The organism is Actinacidiphila oryziradicis (assembly GCF_005047355.1).
Lineage (GTDB): Bacteria > Actinomycetota > Actinomycetes > Streptomycetales > Streptomycetaceae > Actinacidiphila > Actinacidiphila oryziradicis.
Map to the genome: position 1 here is coordinate 1 of NZ_SUMC01000098.1, position 25,920 is coordinate 25,920.

24 protein-coding genes, 1 tRNA gene and 1 other RNA gene are annotated in these 25,920 nt (G+C 65.0%); 7 read left to right on the forward strand and 19 right to left on the reverse strand.

The window, feature by feature from the left end; translation table 11 throughout:
- Both FCI23_RS44690 and ffs read right to left on the reverse strand, forming a co-directional pair.
- The coding region (locus FCI23_RS44690; RefSeq protein ID WP_136729776.1) for a DNA polymerase III subunit gamma and tau at positions 1-1,442 on the reverse strand (1,442 nt) is incomplete at its 3' end.
- Positions 1,443-1,505: 63 nt separating this feature from the next.
- Positions 1,506-1,602: signal recognition particle sRNA small type (gene ffs, locus FCI23_RS44695), an RNA gene on the reverse strand.
- 72 nt (positions 1,603-1,674) lie between these two features.
- On the opposite strand from ffs, the gene FCI23_RS44700 reads away from it, so the two are divergent.
- A tRNA-Ser gene (locus FCI23_RS44700) sits at positions 1,675-1,759 on the forward strand.
- On the opposite strand, the gene FCI23_RS44705 is transcribed toward FCI23_RS44700, so the two are convergent.
- The 14 genes from FCI23_RS44705 to FCI23_RS44770 all read right to left on the reverse strand — a co-directional run bounded on the left by FCI23_RS44705 (position 1,733) and on the right by FCI23_RS44770 (position 12,261).
- Positions 1,733-3,124, reverse strand: a complete 1,392-nt coding sequence (locus FCI23_RS44705) for a tyrosine-type recombinase/integrase (RefSeq protein ID WP_136729777.1) — start codon at positions 3,122-3,124, stop codon at positions 1,733-1,735. The genes FCI23_RS44700 and FCI23_RS44705 overlap by 27 nt on opposite strands.
- 11 nt (positions 3,125-3,135) lie before the next feature.
- On the reverse strand, positions 3,136-3,360 hold the full coding sequence (locus FCI23_RS44710) for a helix-turn-helix domain-containing protein (protein ID WP_136729778.1): 225 nt from the start codon (positions 3,358-3,360) through the stop codon (positions 3,136-3,138).
- A gap of 112 nt (positions 3,361-3,472) precedes the next feature.
- On the reverse strand, positions 3,473-4,504 hold the full coding sequence (locus FCI23_RS44715) for an AAA family ATPase (RefSeq protein ID WP_136729779.1): 1,032 nt from the start codon (positions 4,502-4,504) through the stop codon (positions 3,473-3,475).
- On the reverse strand, positions 4,501-5,391 hold the full coding sequence (locus FCI23_RS44720; protein ID WP_136729780.1) for a bifunctional DNA primase/polymerase: 891 nt from the start codon (positions 5,389-5,391) through the stop codon (positions 4,501-4,503). Before FCI23_RS44720 ends, FCI23_RS44715 begins: the two co-directional genes overlap by 4 nt.
- 86 nt (positions 5,392-5,477) lie before the next feature.
- Positions 5,478-5,846 (reverse strand): hypothetical protein, encoded by a 369-nt coding sequence (locus FCI23_RS44725; protein WP_136729781.1) that lies wholly within the window; start codon positions 5,844-5,846, stop codon positions 5,478-5,480.
- Positions 5,847-5,864: 18 nt separating this feature from the next.
- Positions 5,865-6,350, reverse strand: coding sequence for a MazG-like family protein (locus FCI23_RS44730; RefSeq protein WP_136729782.1), 486 nt, complete (start codon positions 6,348-6,350; stop codon positions 5,865-5,867).
- 4 nt (positions 6,351-6,354) lie between these two features.
- The gene (locus tag FCI23_RS44735; RefSeq protein WP_136729783.1) at positions 6,355-7,002 is read right to left on the reverse strand and encodes a hypothetical protein; all 648 of its coding nucleotides are present in this window, start codon (positions 7,000-7,002) and stop codon (positions 6,355-6,357) included.
- Positions 7,003-7,023: 21 nt separating this feature from the next.
- Positions 7,024-7,215: a hypothetical protein gene (locus tag FCI23_RS44740; protein WP_136729784.1), complete on the reverse strand. Its 192-nt coding sequence runs from the start codon at positions 7,213-7,215 to the stop codon at positions 7,024-7,026.
- Positions 7,216-7,261: 46 nt separating this feature from the next.
- Positions 7,262-7,513, reverse strand: a complete 252-nt coding sequence (locus FCI23_RS44745) for a hypothetical protein (RefSeq protein ID WP_136729785.1) — start codon at positions 7,511-7,513, stop codon at positions 7,262-7,264.
- A 140-nt stretch (positions 7,514-7,653) separates the two neighbouring features.
- Positions 7,654-9,927 (reverse strand): cell division protein FtsK, encoded by a 2,274-nt coding sequence (locus tag FCI23_RS44750; protein WP_136729786.1) that lies wholly within the window; start codon positions 9,925-9,927, stop codon positions 7,654-7,656.
- A gap of 93 nt (positions 9,928-10,020) precedes the next feature.
- Positions 10,021-10,326, reverse strand: coding sequence for a hypothetical protein (locus tag FCI23_RS44755; RefSeq protein ID WP_246144668.1), 306 nt, complete (start codon positions 10,324-10,326; stop codon positions 10,021-10,023).
- Complete coding sequence (locus tag FCI23_RS44760) at positions 10,326-11,306, reverse strand: DUF2637 domain-containing protein (RefSeq protein WP_136729788.1); 981 nt, start codon at positions 11,304-11,306, stop codon at positions 10,326-10,328. The genes FCI23_RS44755 and FCI23_RS44760 overlap by 1 nt, the downstream gene beginning before the upstream one ends.
- On the reverse strand, positions 11,303-11,953 hold the full coding sequence (locus FCI23_RS44765; protein WP_136729789.1) for a GGDEF domain-containing protein: 651 nt from the start codon (positions 11,951-11,953) through the stop codon (positions 11,303-11,305). Before FCI23_RS44765 ends, FCI23_RS44760 begins: the two co-directional genes overlap by 4 nt.
- Positions 11,950-12,261 (reverse strand): hypothetical protein, encoded by a 312-nt coding sequence (locus FCI23_RS44770; RefSeq protein WP_136729790.1) that lies wholly within the window; start codon positions 12,259-12,261, stop codon positions 11,950-11,952. Before FCI23_RS44770 ends, FCI23_RS44765 begins: the two co-directional genes overlap by 4 nt.
- Before the next feature lie 310 nt (positions 12,262-12,571).
- Between FCI23_RS44770 and FCI23_RS44775 the strand changes: the two genes are divergently transcribed.
- Positions 12,572-13,705, forward strand: coding sequence for a helix-turn-helix transcriptional regulator (locus FCI23_RS44775; RefSeq protein ID WP_136729791.1), 1,134 nt, complete (start codon positions 12,572-12,574; stop codon positions 13,703-13,705).
- Here the strand turns inward: FCI23_RS44775 and FCI23_RS44780 are convergent.
- Positions 13,689-14,495 carry a GntR family transcriptional regulator gene (locus tag FCI23_RS44780; protein WP_136729792.1) on the reverse strand — a complete coding sequence of 269 codons (807 nt, stop codon included), beginning with the start codon at positions 14,493-14,495 and terminating at the stop codon, positions 13,689-13,691. The genes FCI23_RS44775 and FCI23_RS44780 overlap by 17 nt on opposite strands.
- 932 nt (positions 14,496-15,427) lie before the next feature.
- Between FCI23_RS44780 and FCI23_RS64250 the strand changes: the two genes are divergently transcribed.
- The 3 genes from FCI23_RS64250 to FCI23_RS44795 all read left to right on the forward strand — a co-directional run bounded on the left by FCI23_RS64250 (position 15,428) and on the right by FCI23_RS44795 (position 20,376).
- A complete protein-coding gene (locus tag FCI23_RS64250) occupies positions 15,428-16,825 on the forward strand; it encodes an Eco57I restriction-modification methylase domain-containing protein (RefSeq protein ID WP_407646124.1) in 1,398 nt (465 codons plus the stop codon).
- 36 nt (positions 16,826-16,861) lie between these two features.
- Complete coding sequence (locus FCI23_RS44790; protein WP_169317252.1) at positions 16,862-19,246, forward strand: ATP-binding protein; 2,385 nt, start codon at positions 16,862-16,864, stop codon at positions 19,244-19,246.
- Positions 19,247-19,332: 86 nt separating this feature from the next.
- Positions 19,333-20,376: a hypothetical protein gene (locus FCI23_RS44795; protein ID WP_136729795.1), complete on the forward strand. Its 1,044-nt coding sequence runs from the start codon at positions 19,333-19,335 to the stop codon at positions 20,374-20,376.
- Positions 20,377-22,085: 1,709 nt separating this feature from the next.
- Here FCI23_RS44795 and FCI23_RS44800 read toward each other — a convergent pair.
- Together FCI23_RS44800 and FCI23_RS44805 are read right to left on the reverse strand one after the other, a co-directional pair.
- Positions 22,086-23,318: a hypothetical protein gene (locus tag FCI23_RS44800; protein WP_136729796.1), complete on the reverse strand. Its 1,233-nt coding sequence runs from the start codon at positions 23,316-23,318 to the stop codon at positions 22,086-22,088.
- A complete protein-coding gene (locus FCI23_RS44805; protein WP_136729797.1) occupies positions 23,315-23,854 on the reverse strand; it encodes a DUF4365 domain-containing protein in 540 nt (179 codons plus the stop codon). The genes FCI23_RS44800 and FCI23_RS44805 overlap by 4 nt, the downstream gene beginning before the upstream one ends.
- 670 nt (positions 23,855-24,524) lie before the next feature.
- Between FCI23_RS44805 and FCI23_RS44810 the strand changes: the two genes are divergently transcribed.
- The gene (locus tag FCI23_RS44810; protein ID WP_136729798.1) at positions 24,525-25,070 is read left to right on the forward strand and encodes a GIY-YIG nuclease family protein; all 546 of its coding nucleotides are present in this window, start codon (positions 24,525-24,527) and stop codon (positions 25,068-25,070) included.
- A gap of 125 nt (positions 25,071-25,195) precedes the next feature.
- A complete protein-coding gene (locus FCI23_RS44815) occupies positions 25,196-25,798 on the forward strand; it encodes a class I SAM-dependent methyltransferase (RefSeq protein WP_246144669.1) in 603 nt (200 codons plus the stop codon).
- Positions 25,799-25,920: the final 122 nt, after the last annotated feature.

The following is a 25,920-nucleotide window of genomic DNA, read 5'->3' on the forward strand; positions in this document are numbered from 1 at the left end:
GCACCCGGCCACGCCCCCGGGCGCTGCGCCGCCGGTGCGGCGGCGGGGGCGCCGCCTCCCGCTACGGGCCACGCGCCCGGCCTGCCCCCGGCCGGTGCGGGCACGGGCGCCGGTGCGGGCGTGGGGGCAGGTGCCGGGGCAGGGGCAGGTGCCGGGGCAGGCGCGGGCGGGACTTCCGCAGGCCGGACTGCCGCCCGGGCCTCTACGGGCCCGGGGCCGGGGCCGGGCATGAAATCACCCACCGGAGCCGCAGCCGGAGCCGCAGCCGCCGAGAAGCCCCCTGTCGCTGCGCGCCGTTCCAGCTTGTCGAGGCGGGCCTGGACCGACCGCTCGTCGTCGTACGCCGCAGGCAGCAGCACCCGCGCACAGATGAGCTCCAGCTGCAACCGCGGCGACGTCGCCCCGCGCATCTCCGTCAGCCCCGCATTGACCAGGTCCGCCGCCCGGCTCAGCTCAGCCGCGCCGAACACCGACGCCTGGGCCTGCATCCGCTCCACCACATCCGCCGGCGCGTCGATGAGCCCCTTGTCCAGGGCGTCCGGCACCGCCGCGAGGATCACCAGGTCCCGCAACCGCTCCAGCAGATCCGCCACAAAGCGCCGCGGATCGTTCCCGCCCTCGATCACCCTGTCGACGATCTCAAAAGCCGCCGCCCCGTCCCCCGAAGCGAACGCGTCCATCACATCGTCGAGCAGCGCCGCGTCCGTATAACCGAGCAGCGCCGTGGCCATGGCATAGGTCACACCGCCCTCACCAGCCCCCGCCAGCAGCTGGTCCATGACCGACATCGAGTCCCGTACCGACCCCGCCCCGGCCCGTACCACCAGCGGATACACAACCGGCTCGACCGGGATCGCCTCCCGCTCGCACACCTGGGCCAGATAGTCCCGCAGGGTGCCCGGCGGGACCAGCCGGAAGGGGTAGTGATGCGTCCGCGACCGGATCGTGCCGATGACCTTCTCGGGCTCCGTCGTCGCGAAGATGAACTTCAGATGCTCCGGCGGCTCCTCGACCACCTTCAGCAGGGCGTTGAACCCCGCCGAGGTGACCATATGGGCCTCGTCAATGATGTAGATCTTGTACCGGCTGCCCGCCGGCCCGAAGAACGCCTTCTCCCGCAGATCACGCGCATCATCCACACCACCATGCGACGCGGCGTCGATCTCAATCACATCGAGCGACCCCGGCCCGTTCCGCGCCAGGTCCTTGCACGACTGGCACTCCCCGCACGGCGTCGGCGTCGGCCCCTGCTCACAATTCAGGCACCGCGCCAGAATCCGGGCGCTTGTCGTCTTCCCGCACCCCCGCGGACCACTGAACAGGTACGCGTGATTGACCCGGTTGTTCCGCAGCGCCTGCTGCAACGGGTCGGTTACGTGCTCCTGCCCGATGACCTCTGCGAAGGACTCGGGACGATAGCGGCGGTACAGAGCAAGGGACACGCCTACGACGATATCCGCCCCCACCGACACCCGGGCCCGCCCACGGCCCACGGCTCCCCGAAAAAGAAGGGCCCCTCACGCACCCGCCAGAGCTCACCTACCCTTGCTGCCTTCCGGCCCTGGGGGAGTTCAGCGAGATAGCGCCACGTGAGGGGCTGCGCTCACCCTACCCGATCGGACCACCTGGGATCGAGTTCGCTAGCACCCCCTCCGGTCTTGTAATGTTTGCGGCGGAGGATTCGCCTAGTGGCCTAGGGCGCACGCTTGGAAAGCGTGTTGGGGGCAACCCCTCACGAGTTCGAATCTCGTATCCTCCGCACCCGCCCACCTGGGCAAACAGAAGCCTCGACCGGATCCCGGTCGGGGCCTCTGTGATCTTCCGTCTCAGTTTCCGTCTCGTTTGGCCCCGGTGGAGCCTTGCTCGGGGCTTCCGCCGGCCGTCTCGGGTTCAGTCTCCCGAGCGCCCACAGGGCTTGGCCTACCTGCCTCGCCACCCTCTTCAGCATGGGGTCGGTCACGTGCATGTACCGCGCCCGCATGCGGGCCGCCCCGCCCGGCTCCCATCCCATGATGGAGTCAACGATCCTGTCCGGGACTCCCAGCAGGAGGAGGACGGTCCCGGCGGTGTGCCGCGCGTCGTGCAGCCGCCCGTCACGTACGCCGGCATCGGTGAGCAGCTTCTTCCAGTGGTGGTAGTCGGTGTTCGGGATGAGCGGTTCGCCGTCCGGCTTCGCGAACACGTACCCCTTGTCCTGCCAAGCCTCCCCTGCTTCCTCGCGCTCTCGGTCCTGCACTTCCTTGTGCTTACGGAGCAGCTTGACCAGCTCATCGGGGAGACCGATCGTCCGCCGTCCTGCCCGCGATTTCGTGGGCTTGGCCTCGCGGCGGATCTGCTCGCGCTCCGGGCAGTACCCGGCGGCTTTCCGCCCGCAGGTGCCGCCGCAACCGTGCCGGTACCTCGGCCGCAGCCGGTTCTTCCGGATCCGGATGTACCCGGCGTCCAGGTCGACGTCCTCCCACTTCACTCCGAGCGCTTCCCCCTGCCGCAGGCCGAGGGCAAGCGCGATGACCCAACGGGCGCTGTTCGGGGACTTTGCAGCCTCCAGTAGAAGTCGCTGCACCTCGTCCACTGTGTACGGCTCGATCTCCTCTTCTTCGAGCCGTGGCGCCTTTGCGATCTCCGCCGGATTGATGGTGATGTGGCCACGCCGGACGGCTTCGCCAAGCGCCGTACGCATGGTGCGGTGCGCCTGATGAGCGGTCCCCGCCTTGCTGCCCCTGTCCTGCATCTTCCGGTAGAAGCGCTCCAGGTGCTCCGGCTCCAGCCGGTCCAATCGGTGCGCTCCGAGCCCCGGAATGAGGTGGACGCGGACGGCTACCTCGTATCCGTCGAATGCGTTCTCACTCACGGACGGCTTGGCGATGTTCTCGATCCAGTGGGACAGCCACGCTTTGACCGTCCATGGCTTACCGGGCTTCCGCACGGTCCCGGCGTCGCGCTGCTTCTCCAACTCCCGGACACCCTTGATGACCTCGGCTTGCGTCCTCCGCTCCACATGCCGGCGGTCCGGCTTGCCGTCGTCCTTCACACCGACGGTGACGCGGCCGTGCCACTTCCCGTCCGTGCCGAGGTAGATGGACGACGCGCCGTTGGGCTGCCGAGTGCGTTTCTTCTCTTCCATAGCGCGGCTCCTCAGGCAGCGGTGCGGACGGACTGACGGAGACGTGCGACGTACTCGGGTACGGCCTCAGCCGGAACTTTGCGGAGCCGCCCGATGGGAACCGACTCCAGATCCCCGGAGCGGATAAGGCCGTAGCAGGTCGTCCGGCCAATGCCGAGTCGCCGCGCGGCTTCCTCGACGGTGAGCAGCGCCAACGTGGGATCGAAGGGGGGCGCTGTTCCGTTGGCCTCGCTCACTTCTCGCTCCTCTCGGTGGGGCGGGACAGCCGGGACACTGCTGTCTCGGCCCTGTCCCGACTGTTCGTGCAGGTCGGACGGATAAGCAGGACAGAAGGACAGCCGAGACAGCTCATGCCTGTCCCTCCTGTGTCCCGGCTCCGGGAGCGAAGTAGGCGCCGGACGCGTCGCGCCGAAGCTGGCTGTCCTCGACCATGCGGGCGCAGGTCTTGCGGGCAAGACCGATCTCAATGCCGGTGGCCTCGGACAGCTCTTTGGGGCGGGTGCCGGGATTAGCCCGCACGTGGCGCAGTACGGCGGCGCGCGTATCGCCGATGGTGTGGTCGGTGACGGGGCCGTCCAGCAGGTGCCAGGCACCGGACGCGGGCTGGAAGGAGAGCGCGTATTCGGCTTCGTCCACATCGCGGCCGGTGACGTGCAGGATGCCGTCTGCCTGGCCTCGGGCCCGCTTGAGTACCAACGTCGCGTCGGCGGCGCCTGCCAGGCCGTTGGTACCGGAGACCTCAGTGAGGAAGTCGTCAGAGCCTGCCTTGCGGACGTGGTGGACCAACACCACGGCCACGCTGTAGTGATCTGCAAGCCGCTTGGCGTGGCCGACAGCGGCGTAATCGGCGTCGTACGCGGACGCCCCCGGCGGGGAGCTCCCGCGCATCTTGGCGAACACGTCGATGACGACCATGCGAGCGTTTGGGTTGCGGTCCAACCATGCGGCGATGGCCTCATTCCCGCCCTGCGGGAGCGGCGGGCACTCGGTCACCAGCGTCAGCCCGGCGGGTGCGGGCTGACCACCCAACAACTTCCCCATACGGCTCTGGAGACGGCGCGGCGTGTCCTCCAACGCCAGGTAGAGAACGGGTCCGCCCTCTACGGGCAGGCTGTCGAATGCCATGCCGCCGGCCGCCACTGATAGGCCCAGTCCGAGGGACATCCATGACTTGCCGACCTTCGGCGGTCCGCAGAGCAGGTTGACTCCCTCGGAGAGGATCCCGGGTACCGCCCATCGCGGGTCCGGGAATTCGGTGGCCATCAGCTGATCAGCGGTCCACGCGGTGCGCGGCCTGGCCACCGGCGGCGCGGTCTCGGGAGCGGGCTCACGCGGGACCGAATACAGGTGCAGCGGCGGGATAGGGGCGGGACTGGTCATGCCGCGACCTTCCGGGGGCGCTTGGCTCCGGCCCGCAGGCCGGACGCGATGGTGCGGCGGGCCTCGCGGTCGCCCTGACCGACCTGAGCGGCAGCAGCGGCGAGCCGGGCCGTGACGTCGTCCTCGTCCAGCTCTCCCCCGGCAACGAGCTGCCCCAGCGCCACCGACGCGAGGTACAGCGCGTTGTTGTGCTCGTTGGCCGGTGAGCCGGTCACCCTGGCGAGTTCGCCGATGACGGCGTTACAGAGGTAGGCGCCGTGCTTGTCGACGGCGAGCGGCACCGTGACGGGCTTCTGCGGCGGCAGCGGCGCCGGGCGCAGTAGGTCCGCGAGCCAGGGCGGGAGCGAAGCCGCGGGCGCGTCGTGGGTGACGGTGTAGGGACGGCCGTCGACAACGCTGCCGGTGCCGACCACGTAGCCGCCGGCAGCGCGGGTGTCCACCTTCCATCCGAGCTTGCCCGCACTGTTGCGCAGCTCGGCGCCGGCAGGGGCGGTGAGGTAGATGTGGATGCCGCCACGCCCGGTGCGGACGGTGTAGGTCTCGCTCGGGTACGGCTGTCCGTGCCGCTCGCACAGGGCGGCGAGGACGTCGGTGCCGTCGGCGATGTCCGGCGCACTCCAGGCGGCTGGCGCGGTGTCGTCCGGGCCCTTGGGGGTGTCCAGGTCGAGGATGACCAACCCAGACGGGCCAGCGGCAATGCCGATGTTGTACGGGCCAGTTGCCCAGCACCGCGCGATGCGCTGGGGGTCGGTGGTGGCGCGCTCTTCCCACGCACGAACAGCGGGCCGCTTGCTGCCGGGGATGAGCGGGAAGACGTGCCAGCCACGCCCGGCGGCACGGAGGGCTGCATCGAGTGCGCCGTCGTGCGGGGGGAGGTTGTGAGGCATCCTGGATTCCTCCTGGTTCCTGGTTGGGACGGGAGATCCGGGGCGGCGGGCGACCTTGGCGGGGAGTACCGCCGCCCCGGGCATAGCTACTTGCCGCTGACGCAGAGCCAGGCGGCGTATTCCTGGCGGACGTAGGGGCGGTACGAGGGGTCCCATTCGATGGCGTCCGGGCCGTGCGGGCCGGTGCCGGTGTGGTGGTCACGGTCGTATCCGGCGAAGACGGCGGCGGCGTGTTCCCCGACGGTGAGGGCGCCGTCCCCGCCGTCCTTGATGGCGATGCGGTCCAACAGGGCGGCCTTGCGGAGCCAGAATTCCCGCAGGGACGGCTTGTCGTAGGGGCGGTTGGCGGCAGTGCGGGCGACCCAACCGATTTCGCGGATGATGTTCGGGGCACTGGCGTACGCCATGTCAGGGGTGGGGGCGTCGAATCCGGCGCCGGTTTGCGGGTCGGGCATCGTGACTCCTCTTGTCGATCAGGCGGCGGTCGAGGTGAGGCGGGCAAGCCGCGCGCTGCGAGTGCGGACCACGGCGGCGAAGGCGGCTTCGGGGTCGTCGGTGAAGCTGTGCAGGGCTGTCATCGCGGTGAGGATCACGTCACACAGTTCGGCGGTGACGTCGTCCGCGGTGTGCGTGATGCCCTTGCGGGGGTTCTGGCCGGTCATGCCGATGTACGCGGCCATGACCTCGCCGGTCTCCTCGGTGAGCTTCATCAGGCGCATGGCGGTCTCGTGAGGCCCGCTCTCGTTGTGGGCGTCCAGCCAGCTCACGAGTGCCCGGACGTGCAGCCAGGCGGTGAGCGGGCCGGTGTTCGTGCTCGGGGCGGCGGTGGCGTACAGCCGCACGGAGTCGGTGGCGCGGGAGGGGAGACAGCGCAGGGTGTCGAGGGTGAATCCGGCACGCAGGGCGTCGGTGACCTCGGGTACCTCGTTGCGCTGGCAGATGGCGCGGAGTTCGATCACGGTGTCAGTGCTCCTTGGCAGTGATGACGGTGGCGGGGAGTTCGGGCAGGCCGTCGCCGATGAGGGCGTCGGGGTTGAAGCCGGGGAGTTCGTTGCGGGCGGTGATGGCGGCTACCAGGGCGGTGGCGTAGGCGGTGCTCTCGCGCGCTACGTCGATCTGCACACGGGCGGTCTCGACAGAGGCGCGGGCGCGGATGACTTCGACGGTCTCGACGTGCCGCTGTGTCTCGCGCCGCTCGATGGTGTGGCGGTCGTAGGCGACGCTCTCGCGGCGGTCCTCACGCCAGTACCGGGCGGCGAGAGCGTAGGAGAGCACGGTGGCGATGGCCCACAGCAGCAGCGGAAGCGGCAGGCCGTCGGCGTAGCCGGCGACCCCGGCCACGGCGAGGGCGCCGGAGGCGGTGAAGGCGGCGCCGGTTACGGCGGGGTCGCCGTTGCGTCCGGCGGCGGCGAGTCCGCCGGCCACGGCCGCGCCGGTGGCGAGCACGCCCATGAGGGCGGCGTCTCCGATGCTGTGCTGGGCTCCATTGGCGTTCCAGATGCGGGCCAGGATCAGCACCGTTGATGTAGCGATGGCGGGCGCGGCTTTCGGCGAGGCGGTGGCGAGCCAGTGGCGGCGGTTCGCCTCGGTCGTGGTGGTGTGCTCGGCCATGGCAGGGCTCCGATCCGGCGGTTAGAACAGGCCGTTGAGGGTGGTGGCCACGGCGGCGGACAAGGCGTTGATGGGGCCGGATGCGCCGGTTGAGGCGAGGTAGAAGCCGAACATCACGGCGACGAAGCAGGATCCGGCTTTGATGGCTCCGGCCCGCAGGAGGATGGCGAGCAGGATGCCGAAGAGGAAGGCGAGGGAGATGGTCACGGCCACGGTCGGGACTCCTTTGCGCTGGGTGAGCTGACAGGCGGGAGGGGGTTCAGCGGGTGCCCTCGCGGTAGATGCGTGAGGTGCGGTTGAACAGCCAGCGGCCAGCGCGTATCCGGCGGCCGGTGCTCTTGCAGCGGCGGCAGTTCTTGCCGCGCTTGGGGCGGCCCTTGCGGTCGGTGGTGGTGACGAAGCCGAAGCCGTGGCACTTGCGGCAGGTCCGGAACGGCCTGCCCGCACAGGCAGCGGCGTAACCGAGCGTGATGACGAGTAGGCAGGCGATAGCAAGGACAGGGAGGGTCACGATGGCCTCTCAGTGCGCGTTTTCGGGGTTTGTACAGGTGGGCTGCTATGCGCTAGATCGCTGGTGGGGTGCCGTTTGGGGTGCTAGCGGGGGTGCTACCGGTAGCAGGTGGACCCGCTACCGGTAGCGGGCGGATGCGGCTAGGCCGCACCCGGATTTCCGTCACGCTCCGCAATCGCCTTGGCAACGTCAGCCCGGACGATGCCCCGGCGGGTGGTGCGATTCCCGTCGTCCGTCGTGCCGGCCACCCCTTGGGTGGACACGCCGTGCGGCTTGAGCGCGGAGGTGACGTTCTCGCCCTTCCATCCGGCGTAGACTTCCGGCCGCAGTTCCCCGAGGCGGGCGGCGACCCGCTCGTTCCACACCCGCTCTTCGGAACCGGGGACGACGGCGAGCACGTCGGCGAGCAGGTCGTAAGACGGGCCGGAGGCCTGCTCCGGGCTCTCCCCGAGTGCGTGCCCGGACAGGGAGCCGAGCGCTTCGCGGAGCTTGCGGGCGCGCTGGCCGATGCGCGTGGCGGCGGGGTCGTCCAGGTAAGCGACCCGGACCACGCTCGGGGTGGGTCCGGCTCCGGCGAGGTAGCCGTTACCGGCGTCGACCTCGGGGCGGAAGATGGTGGCCCGGATCCCGTTCTTGTAGGCCGAGGTGCCCAGGATCATATCGTTCTCGGTCTGGCCTGCGACTTTCAGGCAGAACCGGATGGAGACGTTGCCGCTGATCCCCGTGGGGAGGGATTCCTTGTCCGGCCGCTGGGTGGCCAGGATCAGGATGACCCCCAGCGCGCGGCCGAGCTTGATGACGAACTCGGCATCCTCGCCGGCCTGCTTGCCGTACTTGGGGTGCGCGAACAGGTTCTGGCACTCGTCGAAGATGCCGACCAACGGCCACAGCTTCAGCGACCGCTTGTTGGCGATGTCCCGCGTGATGCGCTTGTCCGGGCACAGATCCTTGGGCAGCTTCTTGATGACGCCGGCGCGCCGCATGACCTCTGCCCGCAGGAGCTTGAGGGAGTCGGCGGCGTACTTGATGGAGTCGTCATCGATGCCGGAGACGAACCGGTGGGAGACGCATTCGAGGGAGTCGAGGTCGCCGGTTCCCTTGTTCTCGTGGATCCACAGTTCCACGGTCGGGTCAAGGGCGGCGCCGCAGGCGAGCACCCGGATCGCACTGGTCTTGCCCTGTCCGGGCAGGGAGCCGACCAGCACGTTGTGTTGGATCATCGGCACGGCCTTGCCGCGTCCGCGCGGGTCCTGCCCGAAGGGGATCGGGCGGAACATGTCGTGCTGCCCGTGCTTCTCCAGCGGCCAGACCACATTGCCGGTCTTGGACAGGTCGCGGTCGCCGACCCACAGGATCAGGCGCCCCTCATGCTCGTTGGGGTCGGCGTCGGGCCATACGCAGCCCAGTGGGCGGCGCAGGCCGGAGGCGAGGCGCGAGCGGCGGTCGACGACGTCGGCGACGGTCACGCCCAACGGGAGGTCGATGTCCGCGCGCCACCCCGGGCCCTCGCGGGTGACTGGAGAGACGAACTTGATGCCGTCCTGCCCCTTGGCGACAGCGGAGGCGATCTGCCCGATCCCGATCGACGCCATGGCCTTGATCACGATGTCACTGGTCAGCTTCTGCACCTGTGTCTTGATGACGGCCCGGCTGGACAGCGGCTTGTCGGCCGGCGCCCCGAGGATCCCGAAGCCGACCACCGCCACGGCAGCGGCAACGACCTGCACCCGCAACGACGCACCGAACGCGAGGTAGAGCGCGAGGATCAGAGTCACGATCGTGCCGAGGATGGTGAGGGCGCCCCGCAGGCGTACCCGGCGGTCGCGCTGCCGGGACAGCTTCAGGTACTCCTCCGCTCGCTCGTGACTTGCGGCGGCCTGCCGCAGCGGTTCCCCCTCGGTGTCCGCTGCCCAGCGTCCCGTGCTGACGAGGGCGTTGAGGACGCCGCGCGGGGCGCGGGCGGCGAGCTTGGGGGCGTAGACGAACGGGGTGCGGATCGCGTGAAAAGCGAAGGTGTGCCAGATGTAGCCCAGCAGCCACCCCATGGCGGTGATGAACTCTGGCAGCGACTTCAGCCACGGCGCCAGGATCGGCAGCCGCTCCGCGCCGCGCACGCCCTCCATCAGACCCGGACCGGACAGGGCCGGACCGTCGACCATCACGGGCCGCTCGTCGCCCGACTCGTCAACCTCGGAGTCGGCCGACTCGGTCGGCTTGGGGTCGGCCGACTGGTCGCCCGACTCGCGTCCCGTCGGGTTGGGTGCGGCGGTCGGGGAGTCGGGCGACTCGCCACGGGCGGCGCGGGCCTTGTCCAGGTCGACCACATCCCCGCCGGGGTCGGCGGGCACAGGGCCGGTCGGGGCCGGATCCGCCTCCGAACGGCGGATCGGTTCGTTGTCTTCCTCGTGGTTCACTGGAGCTTCCTTCCAGATGGGAGGGGTGTGCGGCGGGGTCCGGCCACTGCTTTGGTCGGCTTGGGACCGGACCCCGTCGCGGCTAGGCGGCGGTCAGAACAGGGACTCTTGGGTGTCGGTCGTCGCTTGCGCCCGCGCGGCTGCAGCGGACGACGCGGTGTGGCGCCAGCAGGCGGGGCACCAGGCGCGCAATTGGTCGGCGGTGGCGGTGAACGCCTCGCGCTCTGGCAGCGGTCGGGCAGGGGCCGCGACGAGCCGGGCGCGGCTGGTGTCCGGCGCCTGGCACGTCCCGCCGGTCCGGCGGTGGGCGCTGCCGCATTGTCCGGTGCACTGGCACACCCATGCGGCAGCGGCCATGACCGTGGTGAACAGCTCCGCGCCGACGATCGGACCACGCATCAGCGCTCACCGCCCTCGGCGACGGCTCCGGCGTTGACCAGGTGCAGGCCCGGACCATCGGCCCGCTCGGTGAGCAGCGCGTCGCGCAGGACCCGGGAGTTCGCTGCCGAGCAGTGCAGCGCCGTGCGGAGCGCTTCGGCGTTGACCGCGTCGTCCGGCCATCCGGCCGTCACCTCGCGCGCCTCGGTGAGCAGCTCCGAGGACGTCCGCACGGGGCGTTGCGGCTTGGCTGCCGCGCGCTTGCGCGGCTTGGGCTCCGGCTTCTCCGGCTTGGTCTGCGGCGGGACGGGCGCCGGCGGTGGCGGGGTGTCCCCTGCCGGAGTCAGCTCGCCCAGTTTCAGCAGCACCCGGGCCCGGCGGGGGGTCTTGGCGCGCCACCGCCATCCGTGCAGCTGCCGCAGGTCCGCCCGGGCAAGCTGCCGCTCACGCTCGCGGGACAGCGCGTCACCGTAGGAGATGATCTCCCACAGCGTCATCCGGCGCCACAGGTTGAAGGTGGACAGCGGCGCGAGCAGCCAGCGGGAGCGGCGGATCTTCTCCATCCGGCGGCCGGTCACCGCCCCGATCCGGGACGCGTAGACGTGCGCGGCGACCTCGGACAGGACCACCCAGAGCAGGGGCATGGTGCCGTGCGCGAGCTTGGCCGACAGCGAGTGCCCGGCGGCGATGTTGAGCCAGCACGTCACCCCGGTCAGAGCCCACGGCACCCAACGCACCCAGGCCAGCGGCATGTCCATCCGGATCAGCAGCAGGTTCACGATCGTGAAAACCGGGATGGAGGCATCGATACCGATCGGCAACATCTGCGGAGTGGCGAACCCCCAGCGGGCACCGGCCGCCGACACGGTGTCGAACGAGGAAATCAGGCCCAGACCGCCGACCCCAGCACCGAGCACAGCGGCGACAACCAACAGCGCCATTTCCGGCCCGCTCAACGCCGGAATGGCGGGGCGCCCGGCGTTCTTCGTCGTGGCGCTCATGACGCGCTCCCCTCGGGCACGGTGGACAGGTGGGCGCCGTCGCGTCCGGCGCGGCGGCCGTTGACGGTGTTGTGCGTGGGTTCGGAGCTGCGGAGGATGAGCCAGCCGCAACCGGTGCGCTTGGCGTCGTACATCGCCTCATCCGCCCGCCGCAGAGCGGCCGATAGGTCAGCAGCGGGAAGCTGCACGCTGTGCACAGCGCCGATCGACGCACCCAGCGGCAGCGGCCGGTCCTCGAACGACACCGTCTCGCAAAGCATTTGGTGCAGGTCGGCCAAGTCGTCCGGCAGATCGTCGGCGTCCGTGATGACGGCGGCGAACTCATCCCCGCCCAACCGGCCCACGATCCCCCGCGAGGCGGACCACACGGTGAGCCGATCGCCGACGGTCGCCAGCGCCGCATCCCCGGCCGCGTGGCCGTAGCTGTCGTTGACGGCCTTGAAGCCGTCCAGGTCGATCACGACCACCACCGCCGCACCCTCAGACAGCAGACGCTGCGCCCGGGAGGTGAACGCGTCGCGGGTGAGCAGACCAGTGAGCGGGTCCCGACGGGCAGCCTCGAACCGGCGGCGCATCCACAGGCTGTGGACCGACCAACCAGCCGCTAAGGGCGCGGCCGTCGCGGCGGCGGAAAGCAGCGCGCTCATGCCGCGTCTCCCTTCCGGAAGGAACGGAGCACACGGTCCGAGGACCGCAGCAACGGGACCGTGTGCATCAAGGCTTCGGCATAGATCGCGTCATACGCGGTTACCTCGTCGGCCTCGCCACGCTCCCGCAGATCGTCCAGTACTTCGCGGGCGACGGTCTCGCGGGCGGCGCGGTCCTCGGAGGACTCACCCGGGACGCCGATGAACAGCTCACGGTCGATGCCGGTGGGCAGCTCATCGAAGCCGTACGCCAACTCAACGAACTCTGCGGCGACAAGCGCCTGTTTACCTGCCACGAACGTTCGCACAGCCACTCCTGACGGTTGGGACTGAAGATGCGGGACGGCGGGCGACCTTGGCGGGGAGTACCGCCGTCCCGTACGTTGCTGCGCCCCATCTGGTGCGCACCAGTAGTTTCCATCTGGTGCGCACCAGAGTCAAGGGGTCCTGCATTTTGGGTGCTTGTCGCTCTTGGCGACACCACTAGAGAACCGCTGTCCTCAACAGCCCGGTAGCCAACAGGGGTTAACTCGCGTGCTGTTAACCCCTGACGACCTGCGGCAATGTGCGGCATGCTGCTGTTGATGGCTGCCGGACCAACCCGCGAGGGCGGTGCACATGAACGCGAGGCTGCAACAGGCGAGGATCGCGCGCGGCTGGTCTCAGGAGCGGCTTGTCCGTGAGATCGAGCGTCACGCGCGTCAGAACCTGCTCGACGTCGCTTCGACCGCGAGCCTTCGGGTCTACGTGTCCGAGTGGGAGAACGGCCGCCGCACTCTCTCCAAGCGGTACGCAGCGCTCCTCCGCGCCTTGCTCGGAATGACGGATGCGGAACTCCTCGGAGAGCGAGCCAAGCCGGATCCGTCCGCCTCCGCCGGCGGCTATGACGAGTTGCTGAGCTGCATCGATTCAGCGCGGAACGTCAGCATGACCATGGTGACGACGTTCATGGATCAGACAGAGTTGCTTCGGACCATGGACCGTCAGATGGGCGCCGTAAGCCTTGTTGATCAGATGTCCGGACACTTGGCGACTCTCGAAGATGCACTGACCTTTGCCGTGCTCCCCGGTACCCGGCGCCCCGTTGCCCGCGCGCTTGCCGGGGCAGCAACGCTCGCGGCGTGGCAAGCCCTTGACGTAGGCGCCGTACAGCGGGCATGGCGGCACTATGAGCTCGGAAAGAGGGCAGCCCAGGAAGCCGAAGAGCCGATGTACCTCGCGCACGCAATGGCGGAACAGGCGTACGTGCTCTGTGAAGCCGGCCGATCGGAAATGGCGCTTGCCCTGGTTCGTGATGCCCAACGCACGGGCGGACAGCACCTGTCCCCGCGGCTTCGGGCATGGCTGTTCGCCGCAGAGGCAGAACTCTGCGCCAGGGCGGCCAAGCCGGAGGACTGCCGGCGGGCGCTCGACATGGCGACCGAGTGTCTTCCCGCAGGTCAGGAAGCGCGGGATCCCGACATGCTGAGCATCTTCCTCAACGCGGGGCACCTGACGCGATGGCGCGGACATGTGCTCGCGCTGCTCGGCGACGACGATGCGGTGAACAGCCTCTACAACGCGCTCGACACGATGGACCCGACTTTCGTCCGAGCTTCGTCGGGCCTACGCGTCGACCTCGCCACGGCGCATCTGGCGAGAGCGGAGTACGCCCAAGCTGAGGAGCATCTGCGGCAGGCACGGCTCACCGTGAGCCGCACGGGTTCTGTGCGCTACCGCCGACGCATCGAACAACTCAGCCAGCGACTCTAGGAGAGGCCTCTCCCCGCGACGCGAGCAGGTGAAGCAACGCAACCAACGTCCCCGAACCCATCAGTTCACCGCGCGCCATGAGCCCCGGGATATCCGCCATCGGCACCCAAGCAACACGGCCTGCTTCCTCGATGTCTGTGGGATCGCCGACGTGCTGTGCACCCCGCCCAACGAAGATTTCGTGAGGCGAGTCCACCATGCCGACCATCGGTTGGAAGGTGACGACGTGCTCCAGCGCGGTAGGTCGCCAGCCCGTCTCTTCCTCCACCTCACGGAGCGCGGTTGCGTGAGCGTCCTCGCCGGCGTCCACGATCCCGCCCGGTAGCTCCCACCCCCATTGTTCAGGCACGAAGCGGTATCGCCAGAGCATGAGCATACGGTCCTGGTCATCCACCACAGCAGCGATCGCGGCGCGGAACAGCCGGACGACGTGATGCTCGAATCGATCCACGCCGGGCGGCTCCACATCCACGAGCGACAACTTCACCCATCGATTGTCATAGACGGTGCGCTCACCGTGAATCTGCCAGGGTTCCAAGTCCGCCGGCGCACTGACGCTCACTCTCGCGTCGCTCTGGGCACGAGAGGGCACGCGGTAGGCGCTGCGATCGTGCACCTCAATGACATGTTCGGCAACGAGCCTCGCCAGGACCTGCCGCAGAGCGGTACGCCCGATGCCGAGTTCGTCGACCAACGTGCGCTCCGATGGGAGCTTGTCGCCGGGCGCCAGCTTCCCCGACTCGATCCATTCGCGAATCGTCCGGTCTACCCGCGCGGTCTTCGGTCCCATCCCCTGAGCACACTCCCGATTCCGGTGACTGGTACACACCAGCGTAGCGATCGGCGAGCGTCTACGGAGGGGCGCTGTCCGGTGGTACGTGTCTTCCCTGTCTTACTGTCTCGGCGTCTCTCCGACCAGCAGAAACAGCCAGGACAGCCCCAGACGAAGGTGTCCCGGCTGTCCCGGCTCGTTGCTTACACCGGACTGCAACATCCCGGGGTGTTGCAGCCCCCGGCGAAGCCGGAATCTGATGGTCGCAGGAGCCGGAGGCGACTTCTCTCCGAAAAGGATCCTGCACGAGTTCGCTGCCCGCCGGCTTCCGCCAACGGTAGGTCGACAGTCGACGCTGCAGGTACCACCTTCTACCTGCACGAATCTCTTCTGGCCTTCCCTTCAGTCCTCTGTGACAGAGATCTGAAGTCTGACAGACTTCACCCATGTCGCCGCTCGGTCTGTCTCCATCGCCCACAGGTGTAGCGCTTGCCCCACAACAAGCAACGGAGGAGCAAGGCTCGCTCGAAGCAACAGAGGAGCAACCGTTGTTCGACTCCTCAGCAGCCGAGAGCTCGTTGGTAGGCAGGCAGACAGATGTCGTCTCCCAGGTCGTCAAGTGGTGTAGAAGCCGCCACGCGGACCCGCTCCCCCCCGAAGCCGTCCCAGGAACTATCGACCGAGAACGTAGCCTGCTGTCAGCCCTCGGAGGAGTGTCTCGCGCCCTGGCAGAACGCGTTGGATACCTGCCAGGCCAAAGGGACCTCCCTGCCGAGGTAGAAGCGTGGTTGAAGGCAGCCCCAGAGCCGCCGAGCCACCTCATTGAGGAACTTATTGACTCGTTCTCGGGGCCCTCGGATCCCCTAGCATTGGTATATGAGCGGATCGTTTCAGGTCCTCGACGTCGACGTTTGGGAACGTTCTTTACTCCTGCACCCGTTTTGGACTACATGAAAGGCATCCTCGACTCCAGGTTGCCTGCACCTCCACGCTCAATCGCTGACCCTGGGGCCGGAGTTGGGGCATTCACCACCTCAGCGCTCTCCTGGTGGAAAGACACCTCCGTTTATGCGGTTGACGTAAATCTGGTGACTCTCGGCCTACTTGCGACACGTCCGGATATTGGGAAGGAAGCTGCATGTAATCTACACGTCAGGCAAGAGGACTTTCTAAGCTGGCTAGGCTCTTCCTGGCTGGCCCTGCGTGGACCCCGACTCATTCTCGGAAATCCACCTTACACGCGCCACCAGCAATTGACTCGCGAGCAGAAGACACTCGCCCAGCAATCAGCAGGAGATATCTCTCCAGACTTGCGCGCAGGCCTGTCTACCTACTTCCTGGCTGCAGGCCTAAAGGCATTGCAGCCCCAAGATTCGCTATGCCTTCTCCTGCCAGTTAATTGGCTCGAAGCGGACTACGCAAAATCTGTTCGGAAGTATCTTTGGAACATCACGAAGCGTAGGGTCGAGCTTCATCTCTTCCCTAATCACTTGGAAGTTTTCCCGGGGGCACAAGTAGCGGCAATGGTCGTTTTCGTAGGGCCAGCGTGCCCGGAAGCCCAACCGATGGCCGTTTATCAAGTAGCAGGACACGCCGCTGACGGTTTCACAGCTTCCAGGGGTGCGCTAGTGGACCGGAATGGCCCCCCGCCCCCCGCCTTTACCATCCCGACATTTTCTCAGCGCTCCGCAAAGCCCGAGACAAGGCAACTCACAGTTCCCCTCGCCCAACTCGTAAGCATTCGACGCGGTGTGGCAACTGGCGCGAATCGCTTCTTTCTTAGAACGGCAGCAGAAAAGGATCAGCTCCCAGAAGGCGTTTGCGTACAAGCAGTTAGTCGCCTGAGAGATCTACCCGCCCACAGCTTGGGCGTTGCCGAGCATGACAAACTCGGAAATGATGGCGTTCGCTGCTGGCTTCTATACCTCGCAGAACAGCATACCGAGAGCCCAATGGTGAAAAAACTCCTCCAAGAGGGGGAAGCCCAAAAAATTCACGAGCGTCACCTATGCAAAATCCGCTCGCCATGGTATGCGCTAGAAAAAATCGTGACACCAGATTTGCTCATCGGCCCCATGGGTAAGGACCGCTTTCGGATTGTTATTAATGACGTAGGGGCAATTCCCACCAACACTCTCTATGGCCTCCGACTGCGCGACTCCTCCGATACAGAATCAATTCGCCGGTTGGCACAGTGGATGTCCAGCGAACAGGGACAGGATGCTCTTCGAACAGTCGCCCGACAGCACGGCGACGGTCTCCTCAAGTTGGAACCGGGACCGCTCGGGACAGTGCCCGTACCAGCAAAAGTTCTGAACGGGCACGCACCACGGGCAGAAGACCACTAGGCTGAGCTAAGCAGCCGCATGCTGAGAGGGGGGAAAGTGGAACCAGAAAAGTTCGAGTTCACAGTCGATACTCACCTCTTTCGCGAACTGGGCGAACTACTGGTTGGGCGAGACAGCACCGCGCTCGTCGAGTTGATCAAAAACGCCTACGACGCCGACGCTACCACGGTGAAAGTTCGCGGCGAGAATCTACTGGGCGGTGGAGGAACACTTACGGTGACCGATAATGGCATCGGGATGACGCCCTCTATCTTCCGTACGGCATTTCTTCGAGTAGCCAGTCGCTATAAAGAGCAGGGAAAGCGAACGAGCCCCCTCTATAAAAGGCGATACACGGGCGCCAAGGGGGTTGGCCGGCTAAGCGCGCACAAGCTCGCGGAACGCCTCTACATCGAGTCTGCACCGAACGAAAGTGCGATTGCTGAAAGTCAAGCTGAGCTGCAAGGTGTAGAAGCAGTAATCGACTGGCGAGCCCTAGAAGATGAGCACTCCACGATCGATGATGTCGGAGACGGCCTCAAAGTTGCAGCTGTCGATACATCAGATCAACAACCAGGAACCGAGCTACGTCTAGAAGGCATGCGTGCCCGATGGACTAAGCGGACGCTCTCTAGGTTTGTTCGCGAGATTTCTGGGTGCCTGCCTCCTGACCAGCTTCTGGCACCTCCACCGTTTCCCGTGCCCGAAGATCACAATCCATTGGGGCAGCTAAATCCGTGGACTCGCGGAGATAAAGATCCAGGATTTGAGATCATTTTTGAGGAAGACCTCGACATCGGAGAGGATCTCTGGCTGCAGCTATTTGAGCGAAGCAACTGGCTACTTGAGATCAAGGCAACCTCTGACAGGGTCACCTTTGGTATTCATCCCGCTCCGTCAACCCGCAGAACTTCCCCAGGTGCCCAGAGTTACCTCCTACACCGCGAACACCCGAGTCCAGACCGCGGCCCATTCTTTACTGCCCGGATTTACGTTCGCGAGGGACAGCTAGGCGACCGGGCCGGTGACCTTGCACGATTCGCCGAGGACCATTCTGGTATCCGGGTCTATCTGGAGGGCTTTCGCGTCGTCCCTTACGGTGAACGGCACGACGACTGGCTAGGGCTAAATCAGGATTACGCGAGAAGGGTGAGAGAACTCGACATCATCCTGGATGATGTTTCTTCGGCCGCCTTGCCTCAGCAGGACAAAGAATCCTTTAAGATCTCCGGAAATTTTCAATACGTCGGTGGCGTCTTCATGACCGCCGAGGAGGCAGAACCCCTTAGACCTGTAGTCAACCGAGAAGGGTTTCTGCAGGATGACGCATTCGGTGATCTTCGAGATCTGGTGCGCAACGGCGTAGATCTCCTCACTCGTGCCAGGGCCGCCGCTCGGATGAGTGGACGCTCCTCTAAAGCCGGGCAACTACATGATCGATTGGCCACAACTGGGGCGGAGGCGCCCACCGAGCCACAAAAGCAATCCCCAGCGCCACCAGTTGAGGCTGCCGATGCTTTTCATGAGCGCGATATCGAAGACCACGAGAAGAACGCTCGCGAAAATCTGAGCTTTTCGCTGACTCGCGTACGGCAGGAATTGACGACCCTAAGAGCTAGCGTCGGATCCGATCCGACCCTTGCTGAACGGGTGGAAATAGCAACTGCTGCTGTAGACCTGGCTGAGCACTCGGCAGACCAAGAACATGCGGACCAAGCGATGCTGGAAGTTCTTGCCAGTGTTGGCTTGCAGTTTGCTGCCTTCATTCACGAGGTCAATGGTCTGCTTAGCGAGGCTCAGGCAGTGCGAACACTAGCCGGCGCTTTGGATGGACGGTCATTGGCTTCTGGGCAAGGACAAATCCTCCAAGATCTACGTGCCGGTATCGACTCTTTGTGTCAAGCCCTTACACGCCAAGCAAGTTACCTCACTGAGGTAGTGGGCCCTGATGCTCGTCGTCGACGGCGGCGCATCCCCTTGAACGAGGCACCGAGTACGAGCCTGTTGCTCCTAGATGGCTCCATCAACGAGCGTGGCATTCAGGTAACACAGCTCCTTGATAGCTCGGTGAAGACACCACCTATGTTTCCCGCAGAGCTCACCATCATCTGCACCAATCTACTTACAAATGCCGTCAAGGCCGCTGGAAGGAACGGGCGCATCATGATTGCGGGTGGAGCCGCCGCTAACGGCGGGATCAAGCTAAGGGTAGAAAATACGGGTGTGGGGGTTGCACTGGATGAAGCAGAGCGGTGGTTCCGCCCGTTCGAAACCACTACCACTGAGATCGATGTTGTACTCGGGCAGGGAATGGGGCTTGGGTTGCCAATTACACGACGTATGGTCTCGGAATACGCTGGCACGGTGCGATTCGTTGAGCCATCACCAAGTTTCGCAACAGCCGTGGAGGTTTTCGTTCCTGGGCGGGAGGGACAGCGGTGAGTAACCAAAGAAAGCCATCCGTACTAATCGTCGACGACCACCCGGAGATCCAGAGAGCGGCCGCAGCAGTCTTGCGGCACACAGGGATGGAGGTGGAGATACGGCTACCCAACGAGGTGGTAGACGACGACCTGAAGATCGCAGACGTAATCGCTATTGACCAGTTCTACGAATGGGAGCTCGTACCTCACCCAGCTGAAATCGCGTACTGGCCCGAAGACGGGCTGGCGTTGGCTGCTGTGATTTCCCGTCGCCTGGCAAAATTGAAGTCACATGCGGCAATCGTGCTGCGTACTGGTGAACTTGCGAAGCTGGCAGGTTCCCTTCCAAAATCTGCACGAATCCCACTGCTATCGGCACAGAGCAATCTCGACTGGATTATAGAGAAGGGCGACGAGAACGCTTCGGCTAAAATTCACCAACTTGCCGCAGCCGTCGCTTCGCTGCGCCCGCTGGCTGATGATTCGTCCAGATGGAATGAAGGCTCTGCCTGGCTGAATCTGCCAACAAACGTAGCTTGGGGCGACACTGCGCTGGCTGAGGTTCAAGTCTGCCGGCCACCGGAGCATGTCGTCGCCCGGTATACCGATGGCACGTCATGGCTCCGCTGGTTCGCTCACCGGATCCTTCCTTTCCCTTCATTCCTCATATCAGACCTGAAGGCCGCCACACTGCTCGGCATCAGCCTCCCCCAGTTCCTCTCGGTGGTCTCCGACTCTGCTAGCGAGCTCGGAGCTCGCATCAGGGAGTGCGGCTATTCAGGACACCTATCAGGTTTGGTGGAACGGCGCTGGTGGCGAGCTGGGTTGGAAGCCTTCGTAGACCGGTGCCTTCTCGAATCACCGGATCATCTAGAAGTCAATGAGGCGTTGGAGGACTCGTACCATCGCTTGCACGGTTCTCGGGTCTCGATGTTGCCTTACGAGCGTCCCGTGGTCACCTTCAATGCCGACTACGAAGAGGACGGCGTCGCTGAGGCTCGGGAATGCGTCCGTCTTGCCCCTGACTTCTGGCCAGTTTTTGCTGACGAGCCATGGGCCCTTCTCGAAGAGGTTCATGAGGACGAGGAACTTGCTGCCATGGTCTCCAGGGGAGATCGGGCTCGTGTTCACTCCGCGGATGTGATCTAAGTGACCACAGTCCCACGCCCGCGCAGAGACACTGAAGTTGCGGCACCGCGCAGCCCCGCAGCCGCTGTGGCCATTGATACGGGCCCGCTACTGTGCTTTGGCGCGATATCCGGCGGTCCACGCCTACTTATCAGCCGATACAAAGGGCGGCTGTGCTGGGCACAAGCCGTTGCAGGGGAGATCCGGAATCGGGCTTCCCGCAACGTGAAAACCAAAGTCGAGGAGAAACAGCAGAGTGCTGCCTCTCGATGGGTTGGATCTAGCGCGAGCCAGCTGGGCGAGCCACAGGTTATCGAGGATCGCAATGCCGTTGAGGCGATGCGCAGCGCAGTGCAGCAGGCTTCCAAATGGCCTGCGAAGGAGGGCCACGATCTCGGTGAGTCAGAGACTCTCGTGTTGGCACAGAATCGAAACGCGATGGCTCTGATCAACGAAATTCCAGCGCGGACCGTGGCTCGTCGCATGAGGCTGCGCACATATTGTGCGCTCGACGTAGTCATCGCGGCCTACCAGGAAGATGCACTTGAGCTAAGGCAAGTTCAGCTGATGTATGAGCAAATGCGAGAAGCTGAGCTTGACCCTGGCGAGACGTTGCCATCTCCTTGCAGGGGTCGTTCTCTGAAACAATGGCCTACGCCGGCGCCAGCTTAGCGCTTCAGAAACGGGTGGCGGCAACAGTCGTTCGGTGCCGCCGCCCGTTTTATGTGCAGCGATTTCTGCTCAGGGTGGCCCTCGGGACAGTTTCGTCCGCTGCTCTGGGGCGACTACGTGCACGGTAAAAATTTGCCTACCTCATCAAGACACCCGACTGCGCTCCGCTTCGCTGGGCGCGCTCCCGGCCAGCGGCCGCGCCCGCGCTCCTAATGGGGACGCAAGGCGTTGTGCCGGTGGACTTCGTAGCACCCATTGGCCCGACGTTGCTGGGGATGGTCGGCATCCGGCGGGGGCGCTCAGGCTCCGGGATGGCGGCGGGTCACGCGTGTGCAGGTCCATCGTGGCGAGCGTGGGGAGCTCCCATCCCGTCTGCCATCAACCCAGGCGAAGCCAAGCAACCCTGCCCTCCGGCGTCCAGGTCGTTCGTACAGTGGCGCGCTCCACCTGGACGCCGGAGGGCAGGCCCGCTTCACTGCGTGTGGGTCGACGGCAGACGGGATGGGAGCTGGGGAAGGTTGTCCCGTCCCAATTGATCTGGTCCGAACACCCAGCTGTGACCAGGGACGACCAGATCGTTTGAGACGTCAGGTCGTGCGATATCTCAGATGGTCTGGTCCGCGAGAGGGGTTCGCCGCATGTCGTCGCGCGCGCGTTCGGCCCGATGACCTGTGCTTCTCAGTCGGTCTGGTCCGTCGCAAGCGAATCGGACCAGATCACCTGAGACTGGGACCAGATCGAGCGAGACGGGACAAAGGTGGTGGTGTCTGTAAGCACGAGTTCTGGCGCGCCGTACCAGGTTCATTTGGCTCCGACAGGCGTTCGGATACCGGCCCGGTGATGGGCTGATGCAAAGGCGCAGCCAGCGAGAAGAGGCCGTCAGCGGCTCGGACGAGCGATCGACCACCGGTTCGACGGTGGTACCAAAACAACCTGGAACCGTCGTCCCAACGGAAGTGCTTACAAACACATGACGCCGCACACCTGAAACAGCCCACCGCAGAACCCGATGGACCGTCACGAAAGATCGAGCTAGGGGCAAGCACCGCGTCCCGGTGCTAGTCGAGCCGAGGCAGGCTTCGAGTCCGCGCCGAAAATCGCAATTGAGCATTCAGCATGCGGCCGGCTGGGCCGTTTGAGAAGTATCCGAGGGCAGTAACAGGCTCTCCGAATTCCCTCGACCTAAGGGCCAGCTCGTACTCCTCTTCACTTACAGAAATTCTGGCGTCGACGCTTTCTCCACGCACCTCACCTCTGACAACGATAAAGAAGGAACTGCCGGTCGTTTGAACTTGTCTGTCATCCACACCAAAAGCAACGACCGAACCTGTGATCTCAGTAGGGCTAGAGGCCGGCCGCTCGGAGACACGCTTCGCTAGCCCCATGGGTGGCGGGGAGAGCGGATCGACGCTTTCCACCACATCGACTTGAACAGCTAGCGCGTCGACCAGGCGAATCGCGTTCAGGTTTAGAGAGATCGATTGCCTGGGGGTTTCTTGAGACAAGAATCCCCAAGCGGACCAGCGAAACGACAGATCGAAAGTCTCCACCTCGGGGAAGTCGTGAAATCTCTGCAAAACGCGAGACAGCGCGATCTCAAAATTTCCTGGCGTCTCGACCCGCCCACCGGGAGCACCGGAGCCGTCGTACGCATCGGAGAGTTGATTGATGCGTTGCAGCGCCCCGGCCAAGTTTTCCAGGACATGGCGCCCAAACCGTGAATTCTCACCTGCACGTTCACCGACTGCCGAAAGAATAGGGATCACGAAGCTCCCGCTTTCAGTATGCCCTAGGTGAACTTGTTCACTAAGATAACGTTTTACGGTCCTATTACGAGCTCCACCACCATGCAGAGAGCGCGCTGGATTTACGGTGTAGAGTGCCGCCGTTCTGATCAAACGGAAGCCGACATCCAGTGCACAAGTAGCGAGGGAGATTCCAATGGAATCATCACTCCTCCTTTGAGGTAGACTGATGAGAAAAGCGTCCCAGTCGCTATTCCTCAAGCGCCTCCGCAACTGCTCCGCATCGCAGTCATAGTAATCTGCCAACTCACTAAGGAGTTCAACGAACCTGCGCTGAAAATTGCGCATGAGGTTATTAAGTGGCAGCAAGTAGGGGGATGTTTCCTCGCCCGGCCCGCCCTCGTATCCGGGCTCTGACCAGTACTCCAACAGACCTTCCTGGCGCTCTAGAAGGTGCCAGCCGTGAGCGTCCAAGTAGTCCGAGATCCGGTGTGGATCGAGCGATGAGGCGAGCGTGTAGAAGGCATCAATTTCAGCCTGGCTCATCGCGCACCTCCATCACTCAGCATCTTCATTTCATTTCTGATGTACTCAGCGGTAAATTCATCTTCCCGTCGGAGAATAACCCGCCCTGACTCTTGGCCAGGAGGGAGAGCCGGCCACTCGCCCGGGTCGGACCAGAGCATGATGCCATCCAGGCGCATGCTGTCCCCCTCCGGGTCGAACGGGGGGATCTGTACCCCTGTGGGGAGAATGAGCACGACAAAGCGCATCGGTACGGGGGAGCCGGGCAAACGCAGCAAGTCGTACTGACCGGCTGGGAGACTCATGGAGTAGTCGCCGGAAACCAGCCGACGTACCGTGTTGTCACTGCTGCTGCACTTGAGCTGCACATCGAATCGCCAACGCCTGAACCGGGCCCCGGAGGCCACAACCGTCGTGTCAATGCAGTCGAAGTCGAGGTGTGGATCGCTGAGATAGCAGCCAGCAGCGTTGGCGATCAACCCTAGCGTGTAGTAGCTTGCCCGCTCTTTGTGGGCTTCCGGGGGAATACCCGCGTGGCGACTGACATGCCCACTCACCCCGTATGTCCCTGCCTCATCGCGCCTTGCGTATCCGACGCCTACAGCGCGTCACCGAACTACACCCTAGCGCTTATGGCCACCTCGTGTAGACGGACAGCGGATTTGTCGCTGTAACCGCCGGCGGGAACCGGTGGCGCAAGCCGGGCCACGTCCGGTGCCGGGCATGGATCGACGGCCGATCACGGCTGGCGTCACCTGGCGTAAGCCTGGATGCCCAGACTGACGCGCGCTCTTGGGCCGCGGGAGGTCGGCCATGATTGACCACACGGGCGGGTACCGCACAGGTCTTCACTGTCAGCGGGTTCCAGTCACTTGTCTGAAGCAACACCGCGAGCGCTCAGTGCCAGGGACCGGGCGGATGCGGTGGTGGCATGTGTGCCAGATCGAGCAGCGGTCAGCCACGGTCAGTCGAAGCACGTAGAAGTGCAGACCCCCGTCATGAAGGCGAGCGCCGGTCCGTTGGCCAGCGCACATCTGTCGGTGGTCGGCGACAGCCTTTCAACGTGGACTTCAGGACACGTGGACTGTGCGTGGACAGATAGCGGCCAAGCTCGCATGCACAGCCCCACGACCGGCAACATCCTCACATGCCCAAGAGGCCGTGTGCGGTGATGTCGGTGTGGAGGCGTAGCGTGCGCCGGAGGTTTATTCAAGGGAGGGATGACCGGTGAGCACTGAGAGTCTGATAAGTCCGGACCGGCTGTGGGTGGCGGGCGAGGTGATGGGGCGGCCGGGGCCGGTGCCGGCAGTGCCAGGAGTTTACGGGTGGCGGTTCACCGAGTCGCCGTATGAGGGGCTGCCGACGGATGAGTTGCTGTACGTGGGGATCGCGCCCCGGTACATGGCAACGCGTAGCAGCACGCAGAACCTGCGGACGCGGTTGCGGTCCCACTTCCGCGGTAACGCGAAGGGGTCCACATTGCGACTCACCCTCGGCTGCCTGTTGGGCCTGGAATTGCGGCGTGTAGGCAGCGGCAAGCGGATGACGTTCGGGAAGCAGGGCGAGGCGGAGCTGACGGCGTGGTTGGCCGAGCACGCCCGGGTGTGCTGGGTGGAGCATCCGGAGCCGTGGCATATGGAGAGCGAGCTCCTTGGGAAACTCGACCTGCCGCTGAACCTTGAGCAGAACCGGCACAGTGCCTTCCATGCCCCGCTGAAGGAGCTGCGGGGCAAGGCCCGGCAGCGGGCGCGTGAGCTACCGATCGGGGAGTAACCGACGGCATAGCCGACCGTATGACAGTAGGTGGGGATGATGGTCTGGATGCCGTAGCGTGCTGCTGTTGAGGCATCGGGCGGGAGTGGGGGAAAACGATGGCTATGCAGCCAAAACCCGCTGGGATGGCGGGATACGGTGAGAATGCTGATGCACTGGCCGGCCAGTACGAGAGCGTAGCCTTCGAGGTCGTGCACCGAGAGGTGTTGCACTTGATACCGGCAGCACCGAGAACGATTGCCGACATCGGTGCTGGTACCGGCCGGGACGCTGCCGCGCTGGCAGACCGTGGGCACCGAGTCGTGGCCGTCGAACCGACCGTGGAACTACGGCAGATCGGGCAGCGGCTCCACGCTGGATCCGCCGTCGAGTGGGTCGACGACGCCCTTCCCGCCCTGACCAGCCTCCACGGAAGCTTCGACCTCATCCTGCTCAGCGCCGTATGGATGCACCTGGACGAACAGGAGAGGTTCCACTCCATGCGGCGGATCCACGAACTCCTGAAGTCGGGTGGCCACGTGATCATGTCGCTGCGACATGGCCCCGTCCCGCAAGGACGACGGATGTTCGAAGTCTCGCCGATCGAGACAGGCGCACTGGCTAACCGGTTCGACTTGTGTGTAGTCCACCTCAGCGAGCGCTCAGATCGCCTCGGCCGGGAGGACGTGCACTGGAGCACGATCGCTCTGCGCAACGAACCCCCCCTCGATTCCGGGAAAACCGACTAGTGTCTCGTGATCCTGTTTGTGTCACTTCGCGTTGTTGTCGACGAGTTTCTTGATGTTGGTCTGGACGAGTCGGACCTTGGCGAGGATCTCGTCGGCGGTCGCGGTCCAGGTGAAGGGTTTGG